Genomic DNA, 17583 nt, shown 5'->3' with positions numbered 1-17583 from the left:
GGGCCGCTGGCCGGTCAGTGCGTCAGCGGCGCGCTGGCGTCGAAGGTGCTGGTCGAGCTGCCCTCAGCCGTGACGATGTAGAGCTGGCCGCTGCTCAGGAACAGGCCGCCCGGCGTGGCGCCCAGCACGTTGTTGATCTGGATATCGGTGCCGCCGCCGCTGTAGGCGATGTGCCACACGGTCTTGCCGTTCACCACGGACGAACTGACGCCCGTGCCGCTGAAACTGACGGTGGCGTCCGACGCCGTGGCCGTGCCGCGGTCCACGACGCCCGTCAGGCTCTGGCCCGACTGCAGGTGGACGGTGGCGCTGTTTTCCGTCGTCACATATTGCAGCGTGGCGATAGGCTTGGAATAGACACCGGTGGCCACCAGGGCGCCGCTGCAATCGGCGTTGTCATAATAGTCGATCCGGTCCGACAGGGTAGCCGTCGTGGCGCTGGCCGTGAGCGTGGCCACGGTGATGGTTTCGCGATGGTGGAACTGGCATACATCTTTCCACTCTCCCACATATTTCGCGAAGGGCGCCATGGCCGGCGGGTTGACACTACCGCCGACCGCCGTACCGCCGCCACCACAGGCGGACAAAGCAGACGCTGCCGCCACACAGGCGATGACTAGTCTCATATTGAATTCCAGGCGTTTGTAATTATAGGAAAGTTAATTATAGCCAATGCCGTTCTCCAGCTGCCCGCCCATTCTGGAGGAACTCCACTAACCGCACAGGATCGTGGCGCCGTTGCCAGGCGCTAGACTGGCTGTCGCGTGGCCGGATCACCTTCCACGTCCGCATATTTTTATTCCACCTGATTCAAGGAAACATCATGTACGAAAAAAACCTGGTCGCCGGTTGGGGCGATATGGACTTTAATGCCCATATGCGCAATACGGCTTATCTCGATAAATCGGCCGACGTGCGGATGATGTATTTTTCCGATTGTGGCTTTCCCATGTCGGAATTCATGCGCCGCAAGCTGGGGCCGGTCGTAATGAAGGATGAAGTTGAATATTTCCGCGAATGCCATCTATTGGATGTAATCAAAGGTACGTTGACGCTGGCCGGTATTTCCGACGACGGCAGCCGCATGAAATTACGTAATGAATTTTATCGCGGTGAGGTATTGGTGGCGCGTGTCACGTCCACCGTGGGCTGGATTGACCAGGCCCAGCGCAAACTGGTATGCCCGCCGCCGGATTTACTGGGCCATTTGCAGCAGCTTGAACACAGCGCGGACTTCACGGCGCTGCCTAACTCCGTGCGTTGACGGCGCGCATGCTGGAATTTGGCAGTTACGCGCCAAAATCTGGCATGATAGGCAACGGTTTCCCCAGCGGACGAGCCGCCAGCAGCGTAGCTCGGCCAGCCGGTGCTGGGCGCGTTCGTGGCGGGCCGCCATCGCTTCCGGGCCGCGATTTATTTTGTCGAAGTTAATCGCGTCCATATCGCGCACGCCCAGCATGCAGAATATATGACATGAATATATCGTGAATATGGCGCGACGATGACGTTGGTATGACGTGGGTATGACGTGGGTATGGCGTGGATATGACGTGACAGAATCTGGTTTCCAGGTCGTGGATAATACTAACGCGTCGCCGCTAACCAGTATTACCCGCACCAGTCGCTTTCCTGATACGTCGATATTTCATTTCGAGCTGATTTTGAAATATGCTTGGGTCGCGCCAATATAATCCACTCAGGTTTTTAATATGGCCGGCAAGCTGAATTTATGCTTCGGCGTGATGATGAATATCGGCCATGGCCTGGGCCGGCACGGGAGCGGTGAAGCGCAGTGCGCCGGCAATCCGGTTCCAGGCGTTGATGTTGGCCACGGCCGCCGTCAGGAACGCTATTTCGGCGGTATTAAAATGGCGCTCCAGTTCCTGGTGCACGGCGTCATCCACGTGATGACCGGCCATCAGGGTCAGCGCTTCGGTCCAGGCCAGCGCGGCCCGTTCGCGTGCCGTGTAGACGTGGGCGTCGCGCCAGGTGGCCAGCAAGTCCAGCTTGGCGGGCGCCGGCGGCTGGGGCAGGGCGCGCGCCAGGTTCAAGTGATATTGCAGGCAGAAGGCGCAACCGTTCAGTTGCGAGGCGCGCAGCTTGAGCAGTTCCGTCAGCGATTTGTCGAGGCCGGAATCGTCCACCGCCTGGCCCAGCGCGCGCAGGGCGGCGCCGGCGGCCGGGGCCAGTTGGCTGAAGCTGGCGTAGTCGAGGCGTGGCGTGATGGTGGCCGAAGCGGTGGCCGAGGTGGTGGTCAAGTCAGTGGTCATGGCGAGCTTCCAGGTGGGCGCCGCGAGGCGTGTTAATATCAGAGTTCGAACATACTATATTCGAATTCTAACATCATGCTAAAAACCGTCAATTCCCCCGTCATTCCGGCCGTGGGCGAAGGTAAGCGCGGGGTGGATGGCCACCTCGGCTATCTGCTGCGGCAAGCCCACGCGGCGCACCGCATCCGCATGGAACGGGCGCTGGCCGAACTGGACGTCACCTTGCCCCAGTTCTCCGTGCTGACCATGCTGGCCGCCTATCCCGGCGCGTCCGGCGCCGACCTGGCGCGGCTATCGCTGCTCACGCCGCAGACTATGAGCGTGATCGTGCACAACCTGGAGCGGGCCGGCGCTGTCAGCCGCCATCCCCATCCGGTGCACGGCCGCATCCAGCTGATCGAGTTGACGGACTCGGGCCGCCAATTGCTGGACGCGTGCCGCGCCCGGGTGCAGCCGGTGGAGGCTGCCATGGACGGTGGGCTGGACGAGGCGGGGCAGCAGTTGGTGCGGAGCTGGCTGGTGCGCCTGGCCCAGGGCGACGGGGTGCTGTAAAGCTGGCTCGGAGGCCGGCTCAGCGATTGGCTCAGCGGTTACTCAGTGATTGCTCAGCGATTACTCAGCAGTTGCTCAGCGGTTGCTCAGGCGGCCGGCGCCGTGCCGTCCAGTTCCGGGGCCGTGCCCGCGTCCAGGCTTGTGCCCGCGTCCGGCGCGGCGGGGGCGTGCGGCGTCAGGGCCGGGAAGCTGAAGTGCAGCCGCACGCCTTGGCCCGGTGCGCTGTCGAGCCGCAACTGGCCCTTGAAGATGGCTTGCACCAGGTTGTTGACGATCGACAGCCCCAGCCCCGAACCGCCCTTGCCCAGCTTGGTCGTGTAGAACGGCTCGAACACCCGGTGCTGCACCTCGGCCGGAATGCCGTGGCCATCGTCGCTGTAGTGCAGCTCGACCATGCCGTCGGCGCTGCTGGCCTCGATCACAATATGGCCGTCGCTCTTGCCGTCGAAGCCGTGATTGATGGAATTCATCACGATATTGTTGATGATCTGTTCCAGGTGGCCCGGATAGCTGTCCATCTCTATCCCGTCCGGAATGCGCAGCTCGACCGTCGCCTTGGCGCGGCGCAGCCGGGCGCCCAGCGCCGTCAGGCTGTCCTGCACCGTGGTGCGCAAGTCGAAGTGGCGGCGGCGCTGGCTGGTCTGGTCCACCGACACCCGCTTGAAGCTTTCGATCAGCTCATTTGAACGTTGGCCGTTGCGGGCGATGATGTCGCTCGCGGCCAGGCATTCGTGCAAGCCTTGCAGCAGGCCGGAGCGGGTCAGCCCGTTGTGTTCGGCCGCGCCGCACAGCTCGGCCAGCTTGTCGGCCAGCGCGGTGGCGGCCAGCACCATGTTGCCGATCGGCGTGTTGAGCTCATGCGACACACCGGCCACCAGTACCCCCAGCGAGGCCAGCTTTTCCGATTCCACGATCTGGTCCATGGCCAACCGCAATTCGCGGGTGCGCTCCTCGACCCGGCTTTCCAGCTGCTCGTTCAGTTCGCGCAGCTCTTCCTCAATGCGCTTGCGCTCCGTCAGGTCGACATGGGTGCAGATCATGCGCAGCGGCTGGCCGGCGCCGTCGCGGCTGACGATGGTGCCGTTGTCGAGCACCCATTTCCAGGAACCGTCGCGGCAACGCAGCCGGTATTCCTCCTTGTAGCGGCGGCTGGCGCCGTCGAAGTGCTGGCGCAGCGCTGTTTGCAGCCGCGGCAGGTCGTCCGGATGCACCAGGCTGTCGCGCCAGGTGGCGGTGGGCACCACCTCATGCTCGGCGTAGCCATGCATGCCGCGCCAGCAGGGCGAGAACAGCACCTGGCCGTTGGGGATGTCCCAGTCCCACACGCCGTAACCGGCCCCTTCCAGCGCGAAGTTCCAGCGTTCCTCGGCCGCCCGCAGCGCTTGGGCGGCGGCGCGGTGCTGGCGGCGCCGTTCGGCGTCCTTGAGTTCGCGCGCGATGGCCGGGGCCAGCCGCGCCAGGTCGCTCTTCATCACGTAATCGTGGGCGCCGGCCCGCATCAGGGCCACGGCCGTTTCCTCGCCGATGGTGTTGGAGACGACGATGAACGGCAAGTCCAGCCCGGCCGCGTGCAAATGGGCCAGCGCGATGCTGGCGTTCAAGTCCGGCAGGTTGTGGTCCGACAGCACGATATCCCAGCGCGGCGCGCTCAGCGCATCGCTCAGGTCGGCCGCCGTCTCGACCCGGTCCAGCGCCACCGCGTAGCCAGCCTTGCGCAGGCAGCGCTCGATCAGGTCGGCATCGCTGTCGCTATCTTCCACCAGCAGCACGGCAAGCGGGGTCATGGCTGGCCTCATGGCGATTCGTTCAGTACCAGCCAGTATAAACCCAGCTGGCGCACGGTTTCGGAAAATTGGGCGAAGTCCACCGGCTTGCGGATGTAGCTGTTCACGCCCAGGTCGTAGCCGGCCGCGATGTCCTGTTCCTCGCGCGACGACGTCAGGATCACCACCGGCACCCGGCGGGTGCGCGCGTCGGCCCGGATCTGGCGCAGCACGTCCAGCCCGTCCACCTTGGGCAGCTTGAGGTCGAGCAGGATCAGCACCGGCAGCGCACCCACGTCGCGTCCCGCGTGGGCGCCGCCGCCGAACAGGTAGTCCAGCCCTTCCTGGCCATCCTGCGCCACCACCAGCGTGTTGCTGATGTTGTTGCGCTGGAGGGCGCGCTCGGTCAGCGCCACGTCGCTGGGATTGTCCTCGATCAGCAGGATGACTTTGGCGCTCATGGCGCATCCTCCAGGGTGAAATAGAAGGTGGCGCCGGCGTCCGGCGCGGCGCTGGCCCACACATGGCCGCCGTGGCGCTGCACGATGCGCTGCACGGTGGCCAGGCCGATGCCGCTGCCGGCGAATTCGCTGGTCTTGTGCAGGCGCTGGAACACACCGAACAGCTTGTGGGCGTGGCGCATGTCGAAGCCGGCGCCGTTGTCGCGCACGAACCAGGCCAGCACCGGCTGGCCGCTGGCCGGGTCGGTCGCCGTCTCGCGCCCGAAGCTGATGCGGGCCGGGTCGCGCCGGGCGCTGAACTTGCACGCGTTCTCAAACAGGTTGTGCAGCACCGCCTCCAGTAGCGCGCGGTCGCCCCAGGCCCGCAGGCCGGGCGCGATGTCGAGGTCGATGTGGCGTTCGGGATAGCCTTCACGCACGCGCGCGGCCACGCTGGCGGCCAGCGCCGACAAGTCCAGCGGGCACCGGTTGAGCGCGGCCCGGCCCAGGCGCGACAGTTCCAGCATGCCGTCGATCAGCTGGCCCATGCGTCCCGCCTCGCCCTGCACCCGCGCCAGGTAGAGCTTGGCCGTCTCGTCCAGCTGGCCGCCATAATCCTCCTCCAGCGCCTGGGCCCAGCCGGCGATGCCGCGCAGCGGGCTGCGCAAGTCGTGCGAGACGGAATACGAGAACGCTTCCAGTTCCTGATTGGCTAGCCGCAGTTGCGCCGTGCGTTCGCGCACTTGCGCTTCCATGGTGTCGTTGGCCGCCCGCAGTTCGGCCCGCGCGTGCTCGGTCTGTTCCAGCAGCTTGCTCATGGCTTCCTCGGCCGCGCGCCGTTCGCTGAAATCCGTGTGGGTGCCGATGATGCGAACGGCGCGGCCGTTGGCGTCCTGCTCCACCACCATGCCGCGCGCCACCACCCACTTCCAGCTGCCATCCTTGCAGCGCATGCGCTGCTCGATGGCATAGGTCTTCGAGCTGCCGTTGAAGTTGGCCTCCAGCAGCCGCATGGCGGTGCGCAAATCATCCGGGTGGGCCAGGCGCTGGTAGGTGTCGAGGTGGTTGGGCAGTTCGTCCTCGCGGTAGCCCAGCATCTCCTTCCAGCGCTTGGAATAGAGCACTTCACCGGTCAGCACATGATAGTCCCACACCCCATGGCCGGCCCCTTCCAGCGCGTGCTGCCAGCGGAATTCGCTTTCCTGCAATTGCTGGAACGAGGCGGCCAGCCGCAGCCGCATGGCGTTCAGGGCTGCCACCACCTGGGCCAGCTCGTCATGCGCGTGGTGCTTGCTGGCGCGCCGTTCCAGCACCAGCGGCGATGCCAGGTGGCCGGCGAACAGCAGGTCGGAATAGGCGGCGATCTTTTTCAGGTGGCGCCCCACCAGCCACTGGAACAGCACCAGGATGAACAGCGACACGAGGAAGGTCTTGATGGTCTGGGCGATCAGGATGGTCACCACCTTGTCCAGCAGGCGCTGGTAGGCGCCGTCCAGGCTGGCCACGGCATGCACTTTGCCGATGTAGACGGGGCGCTCGCGGTGCTGATAGTAGAGCGGGAATTCGCGCCCCAGCACGCTCGCGTCGTCATCCTTGACGGGCTTGCCGGCCCGGGCCACGGTCTGGCCCTGTTCGTTGGCGATGTCCACATACTGCAAGTCGGGCAGGCGCATGATGCCTTGCAGTTGCAGCTGCAAATCGCGGGTGCTGGTGATCCACAGGCTGGAAGCGAGGCTGTCGGCATAGCTGGCGTGGATCTGGTCGAGCTGGGTGGCGATCTGGCTCACGTCGCGCCGGTATTCGAGCGCCAGTTGCAGCACGGTCGACACCAGCGTGACGACCGAACTGAACAGCAAAATCAGCACGGCCAGCCGCCGCCCCAGGCGGGCGTCCGCCAGGTTATGCAGCCAGGGCCGGGTCATGTCCATGGCGGGCCTCAGTGCGGTGCACCGTGCAGGGCTTGCTCGAAGATGCGCTGGTAGCTGCCATCCCGTTTCATCAGGCGGATCTGCTCGGCCAGCCGTGGCACCAGCGCCGCGTGCTTCTTGTTCAGGTAGAGGAACCAGTCGCCTTCCACGTAGGCCGGTTCCAGCACCTTGACGCCCTGCAAACCCATGCTGTGCACGAACTGCAGTCCTTCCAGCTTTTCGATCACGGCCACATCGATGCGGTCCATGGCCAGCATGGCAAACAGCTGGTGCCCCGTCTCCAGTTTTTGCAGCGAGCGGGTGCCGGTGATGCTGCGTTCCAGCACCTTCCAGCCGGTCAGGATGCCCACGTCGTAGGGCCGCAGGCTGGCCGCGCCGTCCACGGTGAAATCGGCATGGCGGGTGAACACCACCATCTGGTAAGTCATCACCCGCTCGGGCACGCGCACCAGGTTGGTGTAGCTTTGCTCGATGCCCAGCACCCGCGAGACGTCGCCGTCGTCGATGCCGCTGTTAGCGTTGAGCAAGCCCCGTTCGGCCGATGCCGGCTGGATCCAGACGTCCAGGCCCACGCGGCGGAACAGTTCCGCGTACAGCAGATCGAGCGCGCCGTCATGCGCGGGCGAGGTGATGGGGGCGAAGAAGGAGCTGTTGAGCACCAGCCTGGGCGCGGCCACGCCGGGCAGGGCGAACAGCAGTGCGGCCAGCAGCGTCAACAGGGATTTCATGGTCACCCTCGCGAGAGGCGAGCGCCATCCACGGCGTCTGGCCTTGCCGGATAGTATGCCCAGATTCCCCCGCTTTGGCTATGTATGGCCGCGCCGCTGTTGCCAATTTTGCCTTGCCGCCCATTTCTGTGCTGGCAGGCAACACCTGGATGTCCGGCGCCCGTTATTCAGACTACAATGTCGGGAGTGACGGCCGGCTGTCGTGGACAGCCTCGGCACTAAACTCCGGCGCCCCGCGTGGCGACCGGCCCCCAGCGGTGGAGACAAATGAGTCCGGATCCCAGTCAGTACGCCTATATTTCGGTGATGGCCGACGCCATCCTGAGCGCCATCCTGATTTTCCTGTGGCTGATGCAGCGCAAGGAGCGCCATGCCCTGTACTGGGCCATGGGGCAGTTGTCCATCATGGCCGCGTTCGCGCTGTGGTTCTCGGGCGTGCCGGCGCTGGAGCCGTTGCGCCGGCCACTGGGCGCGGTGCTGCTGACGGGCGGCGTGGCCGGCTACTGGGCCGGCACCCAATTCTTCCTGGGCGGCCTGCGGCGCGGCGAGGGTGCCTTGCCTCTGCTGGGCTTTGTGCTGCTGGCCGCCGCCTTGCAACTGTGGTGGGCGGCCGACCCGACCGTCGTATTCCCCAGCGGTGGCGTGCTGCTGTGCCTGGTCATGGTGTGGACCGGGGTGCGGCTGGGGCAGGGCCGCCACCTGCACCGCTACCGGCTGCTGGGCGTGGTCATGGTCGCGCGTGGCGTGTTCAACCTGGCCGGCAGTCTCAGCATTGTGCCGCAAGCCTATCTGTATTGGTTCGTCGCCGGCAGCGCGTTCAAATTGCTGTCGCTGCTGGGTCTGATCTACGCCGTCCAGCATGAGATCAAGCAACGCTACGCCAGCACCATCGACAGCCTGAGCAACGGCTTCCTGATCCGCGACAAGCGCGGCTACGTGCACGTGGCCAACGAGCGCTGCGCCAGCCTGCTGGGCTACGGCAGTGCCGCCGACCTGATCGGGCGCAACGTGACGGATTTGCTGCCGGGCCTGACGCGCCAGATGGCCGACGACTACTTCGCCGCCTTCGAGGCGGCCGATGCCAGGTATCCGATCACCCAGGAAGCGGAGCTGACGCTGCACAATGGCGCCAGACTGCCGGTGGAGATGATGGCCTCGCCCTATGTCGAGCGGGGCCGCCTGTACTGCCTGGTGCAACTGCTCGACATTTCCGAACGCAAGAAGAAGGACGCGCTGCTGTACCAGGCGGCCCGCATCGACCCCGTCACGGGCCTGGGCAACCGCTACGCGCTGGCCGAGCGGCTGCGCCAGGACATCGCCCAGGCCGGCGCCAGCGGGCGCGCCTGCGCGCTGCTGTTCATCGACCTCGACAAATTCAAGCGCGTCAACGATTCCTTCGGCCACAGCGCCGGCGACGAACTGCTGCGCAAGGTGGCCCAGCGGCTGGAGGCGCTGCTGGGGCCGCGCGACATGCTGGCCCGCTTCGGCGGCGACGAATTCATCGCCGCGCTGCCGGACCTGGCGCCGCAAGACTGCGAAGCACGGGCCCAGGCGTGCGCCCAGACCATCCTGGCCGCCATTGGGCCGGCGTTCGACGTGTCGCACCACACGGTGGCCGTCACGGCCAGTATCGGCCTGGCCTGCTATCCGCGCCATGGCCGCGATGGCGACACCCTGTTGCGCCATGCCGACATCGCCATGTACGAAGCCAAGAAAGGTGGCCGGGGCGAATTGCGCTTCTTCAGCGACGCCATGAACGCGGCCGCTCACGACGCGCTGGTGATCGACGGCGCGCTGCGCCACGCCATCGCGGCCGGCGAGTTCCGGCTCGAATACCAGGTCATCGCGGAAGCGGGCAGCGGCCGGCTGGGCAAGGTGGAAGCCTTGCTGCGCTGGCGCAGCGCCACGCTGGGCACAGTGCCGCCGGACCGTTTCATCCCGGTGGCCGAGGACAGCGGCCTGATCGTCGAACTGGGCAGCTGGGTGCTGGAGGAGGCTTGCCGCCAGGCGGCCCTGTGGCGCGGCGGTCCGCTCGACGGGGTGCGGATCAGCATCAATGTGTCGGCCTGGCAGCTGGCCGACCCCGGCTTCGTGGCGCTGGTGGAGGCGACCCTGGCGCGCCACGGCTTGCCCGGCGCGCTGCTGGAACTGGAATTGACGGAACGGGTGCTGATCGACGACGGCCCCAATGTGCGCACCGTGCTGGAACGCTTGCGGACACTGGGGGTGAGCGTGTCGCTCGATGATTTCGGCACCGGCTATTCCTCGCTCAGTTATTTGACCCAGTTCCAGCTCAACACGCTCAAGATCGACCGCGCGTTCGTGATGGATATCGAACACAGCGCCCGCAGCAACAGTCTGGTGCACGCCATCATCGCCATGGGCCACAGCCTGGGCCTGCAACTGGTGGCCGAAGGGGTGGAGACGGATGGCCAGGCCCGCATCCTGGCCCGCATGGGTTGTCATTACCTGCAAGGTTTCCACATCGCCCGTCCGGCCGCGCCGGACCAGCTGTTGCTTTTCGCGGCGCGCCGGCCCGAAACGGCCAGCGGTGCGGCCCATACCATCCACAGCACGTAAAATCTTCTACACATTGCCGGTCAGGCGATTATCATAAGAAATAGAAACATCCGTTTTGCAAGTTATCGCTGGCCCGCGTCGACATCTGGAGGTGGACATGAACGCCCTTGCACTGGTGAACCGCCTGCGCTTGCCCCATAAATTCCTGATCCTGAGTCTGATCGCCGTCATCCTGGCCGCCATCCCCAGTTATCTGTACATGCGCGAAGCGGCCAAGAGCCTGGACGCCTACCTGGCCGAGCAGGAGGGCGTGCCCCATGTGGACGAGGTGCTCAAGACCATCCAGTTGACCCAGCAGCATCGCGGCCTGTCGGCCCTGTTCCTGGGCCAGGTGGCCGGGGTGGAAGGCAAGCGCCAGGCCAAGCAGGACGAGGCCGACCGGCTGTACGCCAAGGTCGATATCCTGGTCAAGCGCATCAATGACAAGGGCGTGACGGCGGCCTGGGACGACGCCCGCGCCGACTGGGAGCGGCTGCGCACGGGTGTGGCCGGGCGCACGCTGACAGTGCCGCAAAGCTTCGCCGCCCACACGGCGCTGGTGCCCAAGCTGCTCAAGGTGAACGACCTGGTGGGCGATTACTACGGCCTGAGCCTGGACCCCGACAAGGACAGCTACCAGTTGATCCAGTCCATGTATTACCAGCTGCCCTACCTGACGGAGGAGCTGGGCAAGACGCGCGCGCTGGGCGCGGGCTTGCTGGCCCGCCATGAAGCGACGCCCGAGGAACGGGTCCGGCTGGCCGGCTATATCGGCCGCGTCATCGACCGCCAGGGCCAGGCCCAGACAGCGTTCGGCAAGGCGGCCGCCGCCAACCCCGACATTGAAAGCAAGCTGGGCGCGGCCATGCGCGAGGCCAGCGCCGCCGCCGTCGCCTTCACCAAGGTGGCCAATGACGAGGTGGTGCAAGCGGAGAATTTGAGCTATTCGCCGGAACAATACGTCACCCTGGCGACCCAGACCATCGACCTGCAGTTCAAGGCCAACGAACTGGCGGCCACCGAGATCGCGGCCATGCTCAAGACCAAGATCGCCGACTTTTACGTCACCCGCTGGCTGATGCTGGGCAGCATGCTGGCCTTGCTGGCGCTGGCCGGCGTCGTGGCCTGGCTGATTTCCCGCTCCGTCACGGTGCCGCTGCAAAACGCGGTGACGGTGGCGCAAAGCGTGGCGCGCGGCGACCTGGTGTCGGACTTCGACGTGGGCGCGCCCAATGAGGTGGGACAGATGCTGCGCGCGCTCAAGCACATGAACGACAGCTTGCGCACCATCGTCAGCGACGTGCGGGCCAGCATCGACAACATCGGCGCGGCCACGCGCGACATCGCCAGCGGCAACGCCGACGTATCGGCCCGCCTGGAAGCGCAGGCGTCCAGCCTGGAGGAAACGGCATCGTCGATGGAGCAGCTGACCAGCACCGTGCGCCAGAACGCCGACAACGCGCGCCAGGCCAACGCGCTGGTGGTGAACGCCTCCACCGTGGCCAGCCGCGGCGGCGAAGTGGTGTCGCAGGTGGTGCAGACCATGAGCGAGATCAACGCCAGTTCGCACCGCATCGTCGACATCATCGCCACCATCGACGGCATCGCATTCCAGACCAACATCCTGGCCTTGAACGCGGCCGTGGAAGCGGCCCGCGCGGGCGAGCAGGGCCGGGGCTTCGCCGTGGTCGCGTCGGAAGTGCGCAACCTGGCCCAGCGCTCGGGCGCGGCGGCCAAGGAAATCAAGGAACTGATCGGCCAGAGCGTGGAAAAAGTGGACGCCGGCAACCGGCTGGCCGACCGCGCCGGGCAGGCCATGGGTGAGATCGTGGGCAGCGTCGAGCGCATCACGGCCATCATGGGCGAGATCGCCACCGCCTCGGCCGAGCAGGGCAGCGGTATCGAACAGGTCAACGAAGCCGTCACCCAGATGGACGACATGACCCAGCAGAACGCGGCCCTGGTGGAACAGACGGCGGCCGCCTCGGCCAGCCTGCAGGAACAGGCCGAAAGCCTGATCGCGTCGATGAGCGTGTTCCGGCTGGACGACGATGGCCAGCGTGCGGTCGCCGCAGCCACGTCCACGCGGTCCACCGCGCGCGCGGTGGCGCCGGTGGCTGGCCGCCAGGCCAAGGCCTTATCGCATTCCTGAGGCGGGGGCCTTATCGGGACGGCGCGGGCATGCCCTGCGCCGCTTCCTCGTCCGTCAGGATCCACACTTCCTTGATATCGCCGTTGGCGTCTTCCGTGTAGTACACCAGTATGCCGCTGCCACGCAGGCTGGCCGGCATTTCTATCATGTTGTCCTGGTTGAAGATGCGGGCCGCCGGCGACAGTTTGCGCGGCTGGCCATCCATGGTCAGGTCGGGGTAATAACCGGGCGTCATCCGGCCGCGCTTGATGTCGGCCGGGAACGGGCGGGCGCCAGCCAGCAGCGGCAGCGCCATCACGGCCGCCAGCAGCGCGGCCACACTACGTTTGATCCACATATGCATTCCACAGTGACGTCGGGGAACGCCTAGCTTACCCCAGATCGGCACATTGGAGGCATTCCTCTAGCCGCCCCCGCGCGCCGGCCGGTGACGGCCGCCACACCTCGCGCCGCCTGCATCCATGGGCCCGATGTAGTTTTGTCCGAATGGCAAAATTATTCATTGGTCATCGAACTGTCACGTGACCGTCACGCAGCTGTCACATCCCCTTCCTACAATCCTGCAAGTTTTGTTTTCGGCAAGTTTGCCGGAGCGCGGATATCCGCAACTTCTCCCATCAACGTACGAAAGTCCTATCATGCAACAGCATCTCCGTTTAAAACCGATCTGCCTGCTGGTCCTGCAATCGCTGGCCTGCTACGCCTATGCCGCGCCGGACGCGGCCGAGGTGGCTGACGTGGCCGCCGTCGCCGCCGCCGCCGGCCAGGCGGAAGCCGCCGTGGCGGGTGCCGCCGGCGCCCCGGCGCAGGTGGTGGAAGTCCTGGGCCAGGGCCAGTCGCGCCAGGTGCAGAACCTGAACCACGCGGAACTGGCCAAGGCGTTGCCGGGCACCAGTCCGTTGAAGGCGCTGGAGAAGCTGCCGGGCGTGAATTTCCAGTCGTCCGACCCGTTCGGCGCCTATGAATGGTCGACCCGTTTCAGCGTGCGCGGCTTTAACCAGAGCCAGCTGGGCTTCACGCTGGACGACCTCCCGCTCGGCGACATGAGCTACGGTAACAACAACGGCCTGCACATCAGCCGCGCCGTTTCGGCCGAAAACATCGGCCGCGTGGCCATCTCGCAAGGCGCCGGCGCGCTGGGCACGGCCTCCACCAGCAACCTGGGCGGCACGGTGCAGTTCATCACGCTGGCCCCCACCGACGAGCGCGGCGTGACGGTCAACCAGACCGTGGGCGCGGACCGCACCTCGCGCACCTTCGTGCGCCTGGACAGCGGCCTGATCAACGACGCCACCAAGCTGTTCGTCAGCGGCACCCGCCAGCGCGCCGACAAGTGGAAGGGCGCCGGTTCGCAGGACCAGGACCAGATCAACACGCGGGTGGAACACCAGTTCGGCGAGAACACGCTGACGGCCTTCTACAACACCTCCAACCGCAAGGAAACGGATTACCAGGACTTGTCGCTGGAAATGGCGCAGCGCCTGGGCTACAACTGGGACAACTACGCACCCGACTGGCAGCGCGCCGTGAACGCGGCCAAGAATATCTTCACCGGACCGGACAACAACAAGGACGACGCTTACTTCCTCGGCCGCGGCCTGCGCAAGGACAGCCTGGGCGGCCTGTCGGTGGAGCTCAAGCTCGCGCCCGCGGCCTGGCTCAAGACCAGCTACTATCACCACAGCAATGAAGGCCAGGGCCACTGGTACACGCCTTACCAGGACTCCTCGCCCACCGTGCCGATCGCGATCCGCACCACCGAGTATTCGATCGGCCGCGACGGCCTGGTCAACGACCTGACCGTGGACTGGGGCCGGCACACCGTCGCCGCCGGTATCTGGGGCGAGCGCAGCCTGCACCGCCTGACCCGCAACTTCTACGCCGTTAGCGGTCCGGAAGACACCAACCACTTTCTGAGCAACCCGTTCAAGACGGGCTTCAAGCAGGATTTCACCACCACCACCACCCAGTTCTACCTGCAGGACACCTACCGCGCGCTGGACGGCAAGCTGAAGATCAATGCCGGCTTCAAGAGCCCGAAAGTGACCATCGATGCCACCAACCTGGTGGACGGCCGCGCCGGTGGCGAACTGGTGGCCTCCAAGTCCTTCCTGCCGCAACTGGGCCTGAACTACGCCCTGAGCCGCGACGACGAACTGTTCGCTTCCGCCTCGCAAAACATGCGTGCCTTCCAGCCGGGCGTGAACGGCCCGTTCTCGCAGCCCCAGGCCGTGTTCAACCAGAGCGCCCCCAACCTCAAGCCTGAAACCTCGGTCAACGTCGACCTGGGCTACCGCTTCAAGCGGCGCGACCTGCAAGGCTCGCTGGCCATCTACCACGCCGATTTCGATGACCGCCAGCTGAACGTGGCCACCTGCGTCGGCATCGCCGGCTGCCCGAGCACCTTCGTCAACGTGGGCAAGGTGGAAACCAAGGGCCTGGAAGCGGTGGCCGAATGGAAGTTCCTGCCGGGCTATGCGTGGTTCAATACCTTCACCTACAACGACTCCAAGTACAAATCGAACTATCTGGATAACGGCAAGGTGGTGGCCGTGAGCGGCAAGCAAGTGGTGGACACCCCGCGCACCATGTTCGACACGGAACTGGGCTACGATAACCTGGTGTGGTTCGCGCGCCTGGGCGCCAAGTACACGGGCAAGCGCTACTACACCTACCTCAACGATGGCGCCGTGCCTTCGTTCTGGGTGGCAAACTTGTCGGCTGGATATAAACTGAAACCCGTGGGCATGTTGAAGGAATTGTCGCTGCAGTTCAACGTGACCAACCTGTTCGACAAGAAGTACTTCAGCTCGATCGGCACCAACGGCTTCACCGCCTCCGATGCCACCGGCACCTTCGCCACGCTGCAATCGGCCGCGCCGCGCCAGGCCTTCCTGACCCTGAGCGGCAAGCTGTAAGGGCACGATCGCAAGCTAGCCGTTCACGGCGCGGCGGGGACGCCACGGCAGCGATGCCGTGGCGCGCCTCGCCGCGCTGTCTTTCATTGGAGAGAGTCATGCCCATATCCCGTTCGACCACGTCCACCTTGGCTGCCCTGGCCGCGTTGAGCTTCGCGCCAGCTTGCCTGGCCGCCACCGCCACCACCCCGATCGAACATGTGATTGTGCTGGTGGGCGAGAACCGCACCTTCGACAACCTGTACGGCGTGTACGAGCCCACGCGCGGCCAGAGCGTGGCCAACCTGCTGTCGAAAAAAATCGTCAACCGCGACGGCACGCCCGGTCCGCGCTTCCGCGACGCGGCGCAAAAGCTGGGCCTGTCCACCGGCGCCTACACGCCCACACCGGAATTCAATGGCGTCTACGGCCAGTTGCCGCAACCGTGGGCGGCCGGCGCCTTCGGCCAGCGCCAGGACGTGCCGGACGCGCGCTTCCCGGCCGACCTGCCCAACGGCCCATTCCAGATCACGCGCCACGTCAGCTACGGCGCCCACACGGGTGACCCCACCCACCGCTTCTTCCAGATGTGGCAGCAGGTCAACGGCGGCAAGCACGACCTGTTCGTGTGGGTGGCCGACCAGACCGGCCCCGGCCCCAGCAACCCGTTCCCGCTGGCGCCCGGCAAGACCCGCCAGGGCGCCATCGCCATGGGCTACTACAACATGGCGGCCGGCGACGCGCCATTGTTCAAGCGCCTGGCCGACCAGTACGCCATCGCCGACAACTACCACCAGCCCGTGATGGGCGGCACCACGGCCAACTACTTTGCGCTGGCCACGGCCGACGTGGGCGTGTACACCGACGCCGCCAACGGCCAGCCGGCCACGCCACCCATCAAACAGATCGAAAACCCCAACGCCCAGCCCGGCACCAACAACTGGTACGTGGAAGACGGCTACCGGGGCGGCAGCTACGTCAACTGCGCCGACCCGGCGCAGCCGGGCGTGGCCGGCATCCATGGCCTGCTGGCCAAGCTGCCGTACCGCGCCTTCAATGACGGCAATTGCGCGCCTGGCGCCTGGTACATGGTCAACAACATGGAGCCGTCCTACGCGCCGCTGGGCCAGCCGCTGGCGCTGGGCGACGACAAATTCCTGCTGCCGCCGCAAACCATGCCCCACATCGGCGACGCCATGACGGCCGGCGGCGTGGCGTGGAAGTGGTACAGCGGCGGGCGCAACGATGGCGTCAAAGTGGACAGGGAATACTGCGGCATGTGCGACACGCCCACCTTCTTCCGCTCCACCATGACGGGGCCGGACAAGGACAAGCTGGTCGACCTGATGCAGTTCTACGTGGACGTGAAAGACGAGGCCACGTTCCCGCAAGTGGCCGTGATCGCCCCGTACGACAGCATCTCCGGCCATCCCGGCTACGCCATGCAGCCCAGCTTCGACCAATTGGTGGCCGACGTGCTGGAACGGGTGCGCGCCAATCCGGCGCTATGGAAGAAGACCGCCATCCTGGTTACTTTCGACGAGGGCGGCGGCTATTACGATTCCGGCTACGTGCAACTGATCGACTTTTTTGGCGATGGCACGCGGGTGCCGCTGATCGCCATTTCGCCGTATGCGCGCAAGGGCGCCGTGGATCACACCTATTACGACCATGCTTCGATCGCCAAGTTCATCGAACGCAACTGGGCCTTGCCGCCGTTGTCGGCCCGCAGCCGCGACAACCTGCCCAATCCCGTGCATGTGGCCGGCGATCCCTACGTCCCGGCCAACCGGCCCGCCATTGGCGACCTGATGAACCTGTTCGATTTCCGCGCTGCCGGCACGCTGGCCGTCAAGCGCAAGCGCGACAGCGCGGCGAGGGCGGGTAGCGGTCAGCCGTAACGCATAAGCAAGGCCACCAGAAAACCAGAACGGAAACCGCGTTTTGCTTGGCTGGACGGAAGAAGCGGGGTCAGTTCCGGCATCACGGAAGAAGCGGGGTCAGTTCCGGCATCACGCCACTCATTGGCAGGTTGCCGGAACTGACCCCGATTTTTTGGCAGGTTGCCGGAACTGACCCCGATTTTCGATTTTTCCGATTTGCTACTTGGCTGGGTGGCGCAGATGCCAGGCGGCCAGCGCGGCGAGGTAGCGCGCCCGTTCTTCCGCGTACAAATCCTCCACGCAGTACGCGCAGCCGCTGTGGCAGCAGGCGTTGGGATCGGGCGGCTCCGGCGCCTCGGGCATGGGATCGTCCGGTGCCGGGCGCGCTGCTTGTTCTGTCATCGTGGTGTT

The 17583-nt window shown here is 65.5% G+C and carries 14 protein-coding genes; 6 read left to right on the top strand and 8 right to left on the bottom strand.

The window, feature by feature from the left end:
- Positions 1-14 precede the first annotated feature (14 nt).
- Entirely contained in the window at positions 15-626 is a 612-nt protein-coding gene (locus H3H39_RS13250) for a hypothetical protein (protein WP_182153866.1), read from the bottom strand.
- Between the two features lie 197 nt (positions 627-823).
- Here H3H39_RS13250 and H3H39_RS13245 point away from each other — a divergent pair, with 197 nt between their 5' ends.
- The gene (locus H3H39_RS13245) at positions 824-1264 is read left to right on the top strand and encodes a thioesterase family protein (protein ID WP_182153865.1); all 441 of its coding nucleotides are present in this window, start codon (positions 824-826) and stop codon (positions 1262-1264) included.
- A gap of 463 nt (positions 1265-1727) precedes the next feature.
- Here the strand turns inward: H3H39_RS13245 and H3H39_RS13240 are convergent, their stop codons facing one another.
- Positions 1728-2270, bottom strand: coding sequence for a carboxymuconolactone decarboxylase family protein (locus H3H39_RS13240; protein ID WP_182153864.1), 543 nt, complete (start codon positions 2268-2270; stop codon positions 1728-1730).
- Between the two features lie 75 nt (positions 2271-2345).
- Between H3H39_RS13240 and H3H39_RS13235 the strand changes: the two genes are divergently transcribed.
- Positions 2346-2822, top strand: a complete 477-nt coding sequence (locus tag H3H39_RS13235) for a MarR family winged helix-turn-helix transcriptional regulator (protein WP_182153863.1) — start codon at positions 2346-2348, stop codon at positions 2820-2822.
- A gap of 86 nt (positions 2823-2908) precedes the next feature.
- On the opposite strand, the gene H3H39_RS13230 is transcribed toward H3H39_RS13235, so the two are convergent.
- From H3H39_RS13230 to H3H39_RS13215, 4 genes are read right to left on the bottom strand one after another with little or no spacing between them, the layout of a single operon-like run.
- On the bottom strand, positions 2909-4606 hold the full coding sequence (locus tag H3H39_RS13230) for a hybrid sensor histidine kinase/response regulator (RefSeq protein ID WP_220461538.1): 1698 nt from the start codon (positions 4604-4606) through the stop codon (positions 2909-2911).
- Between the two features lie 8 nt (positions 4607-4614).
- Positions 4615-5046 carry a response regulator gene (locus tag H3H39_RS13225; protein ID WP_182153862.1) on the bottom strand — a complete coding sequence of 144 codons (432 nt, stop codon included), beginning with the start codon at positions 5044-5046 and terminating at the stop codon, positions 4615-4617.
- Positions 5043-6953, bottom strand: a complete 1911-nt coding sequence (locus tag H3H39_RS13220) for a PAS domain-containing protein (RefSeq protein ID WP_182153861.1) — start codon at positions 6951-6953, stop codon at positions 5043-5045. The genes H3H39_RS13225 and H3H39_RS13220 overlap by 4 nt, the downstream gene beginning before the upstream one ends.
- 8 nt (positions 6954-6961) lie before the next feature.
- Entirely contained in the window at positions 6962-7681 is a 720-nt protein-coding gene (locus H3H39_RS13215) for a substrate-binding periplasmic protein (protein ID WP_182153860.1), read from the bottom strand.
- A 267-nt stretch (positions 7682-7948) separates the two neighbouring features.
- Here H3H39_RS13215 and H3H39_RS13210 point away from each other — a divergent pair, with 267 nt between their 5' ends.
- The gene (locus tag H3H39_RS13210; RefSeq protein ID WP_229218025.1) at positions 7949-10261 is read left to right on the top strand and encodes a putative bifunctional diguanylate cyclase/phosphodiesterase; all 2313 of its coding nucleotides are present in this window, start codon (positions 7949-7951) and stop codon (positions 10259-10261) included.
- Between the two features lie 97 nt (positions 10262-10358).
- Positions 10359-12392, top strand: a complete 2034-nt coding sequence (locus H3H39_RS13205; RefSeq protein ID WP_182153859.1) for a methyl-accepting chemotaxis protein — start codon at positions 10359-10361, stop codon at positions 12390-12392.
- Between the two features lie 10 nt (positions 12393-12402).
- Here the strand turns inward: H3H39_RS13205 and H3H39_RS13200 are convergent, their stop codons facing one another.
- On the bottom strand, positions 12403-12729 hold the full coding sequence (locus H3H39_RS13200) for a hypothetical protein (RefSeq protein ID WP_229218024.1): 327 nt from the start codon (positions 12727-12729) through the stop codon (positions 12403-12405).
- A gap of 301 nt (positions 12730-13030) precedes the next feature.
- Here H3H39_RS13200 and H3H39_RS13195 point away from each other — a divergent pair, with 301 nt between their 5' ends.
- Positions 13031-15310, top strand: coding sequence for a TonB-dependent receptor (locus tag H3H39_RS13195; protein ID WP_182153857.1), 2280 nt, complete (start codon positions 13031-13033; stop codon positions 15308-15310).
- Positions 15311-15408: 98 nt separating this feature from the next.
- Positions 15409-17190, top strand: coding sequence for an alkaline phosphatase family protein (locus H3H39_RS13190; RefSeq protein ID WP_182153856.1), 1782 nt, complete (start codon positions 15409-15411; stop codon positions 17188-17190).
- A 201-nt stretch (positions 17191-17391) separates the two neighbouring features.
- Here the strand turns inward: H3H39_RS13190 and H3H39_RS13185 are convergent, their stop codons facing one another.
- Positions 17392-17574 carry an oxidoreductase-like domain-containing protein gene (locus H3H39_RS13185; RefSeq protein WP_182153855.1) on the bottom strand — a complete coding sequence of 61 codons (183 nt, stop codon included), beginning with the start codon at positions 17572-17574 and terminating at the stop codon, positions 17392-17394.
- Between the last annotated feature and the right edge of the window lie 9 nt (positions 17575-17583).

The organism is Rugamonas apoptosis, assembly GCF_014042355.1.
GTDB classification, from domain to species: Bacteria; Pseudomonadota; Gammaproteobacteria; order Burkholderiales; family Burkholderiaceae_D; genus Rugamonas; species Rugamonas apoptosis.
This window is presented reverse-complemented; position numbering and strand designations above follow the sequence as displayed.

Excerpts from the sequence above, each read along its gene's own strand:
- H3H39_RS13250 (WP_182153866.1), bottom strand. The coding sequence starts at position 626 with ATGAGACTAGTCATCGCCTGTGTGGCGGCAGCGTCTGCTTTGTCCGCC.
- H3H39_RS13245 (WP_182153865.1), top strand. The coding sequence starts at position 824 with ATGTACGAAAAAAACCTGGTCGCCGGTTGGGGCGATATGGACTTTAAT.
- H3H39_RS13240 (WP_182153864.1), bottom strand. The coding sequence starts at position 2,270 with ATGACCACTGACTTGACCACCACCTCGGCCACCGCTTCGGCCACCATC.
- H3H39_RS13235 (WP_182153863.1), top strand. The coding sequence starts at position 2,346 with ATGCTAAAAACCGTCAATTCCCCCGTCATTCCGGCCGTGGGCGAAGGT.
- H3H39_RS13230 (WP_220461538.1), bottom strand. The coding sequence starts at position 4,606 with ATGACCCCGCTTGCCGTGCTGCTGGTGGAAGATAGCGACAGCGATGCC.
- H3H39_RS13225 (WP_182153862.1), bottom strand. The coding sequence starts at position 5,046 with ATGAGCGCCAAAGTCATCCTGCTGATCGAGGACAATCCCAGCGACGTG.
- H3H39_RS13220 (WP_182153861.1), bottom strand. The coding sequence starts at position 6,953 with ATGGACATGACCCGGCCCTGGCTGCATAACCTGGCGGACGCCCGCCTG.
- H3H39_RS13215 (WP_182153860.1), bottom strand. The coding sequence starts at position 7,681 with ATGAAATCCCTGTTGACGCTGCTGGCCGCACTGCTGTTCGCCCTGCCC.
- H3H39_RS13210 (WP_229218025.1), top strand. The coding sequence starts at position 7,949 with ATGAGTCCGGATCCCAGTCAGTACGCCTATATTTCGGTGATGGCCGAC.
- H3H39_RS13205 (WP_182153859.1), top strand. The coding sequence starts at position 10,359 with ATGAACGCCCTTGCACTGGTGAACCGCCTGCGCTTGCCCCATAAATTC.
- H3H39_RS13200 (WP_229218024.1), bottom strand. The coding sequence starts at position 12,729 with ATGTGGATCAAACGTAGTGTGGCCGCGCTGCTGGCGGCCGTGATGGCG.
- H3H39_RS13195 (WP_182153857.1), top strand. The coding sequence starts at position 13,031 with ATGCAACAGCATCTCCGTTTAAAACCGATCTGCCTGCTGGTCCTGCAA.
- H3H39_RS13190 (WP_182153856.1), top strand. The coding sequence starts at position 15,409 with ATGCCCATATCCCGTTCGACCACGTCCACCTTGGCTGCCCTGGCCGCG.
- H3H39_RS13185 (WP_182153855.1), bottom strand. The coding sequence starts at position 17,574 with ATGACAGAACAAGCAGCGCGCCCGGCACCGGACGATCCCATGCCCGAG.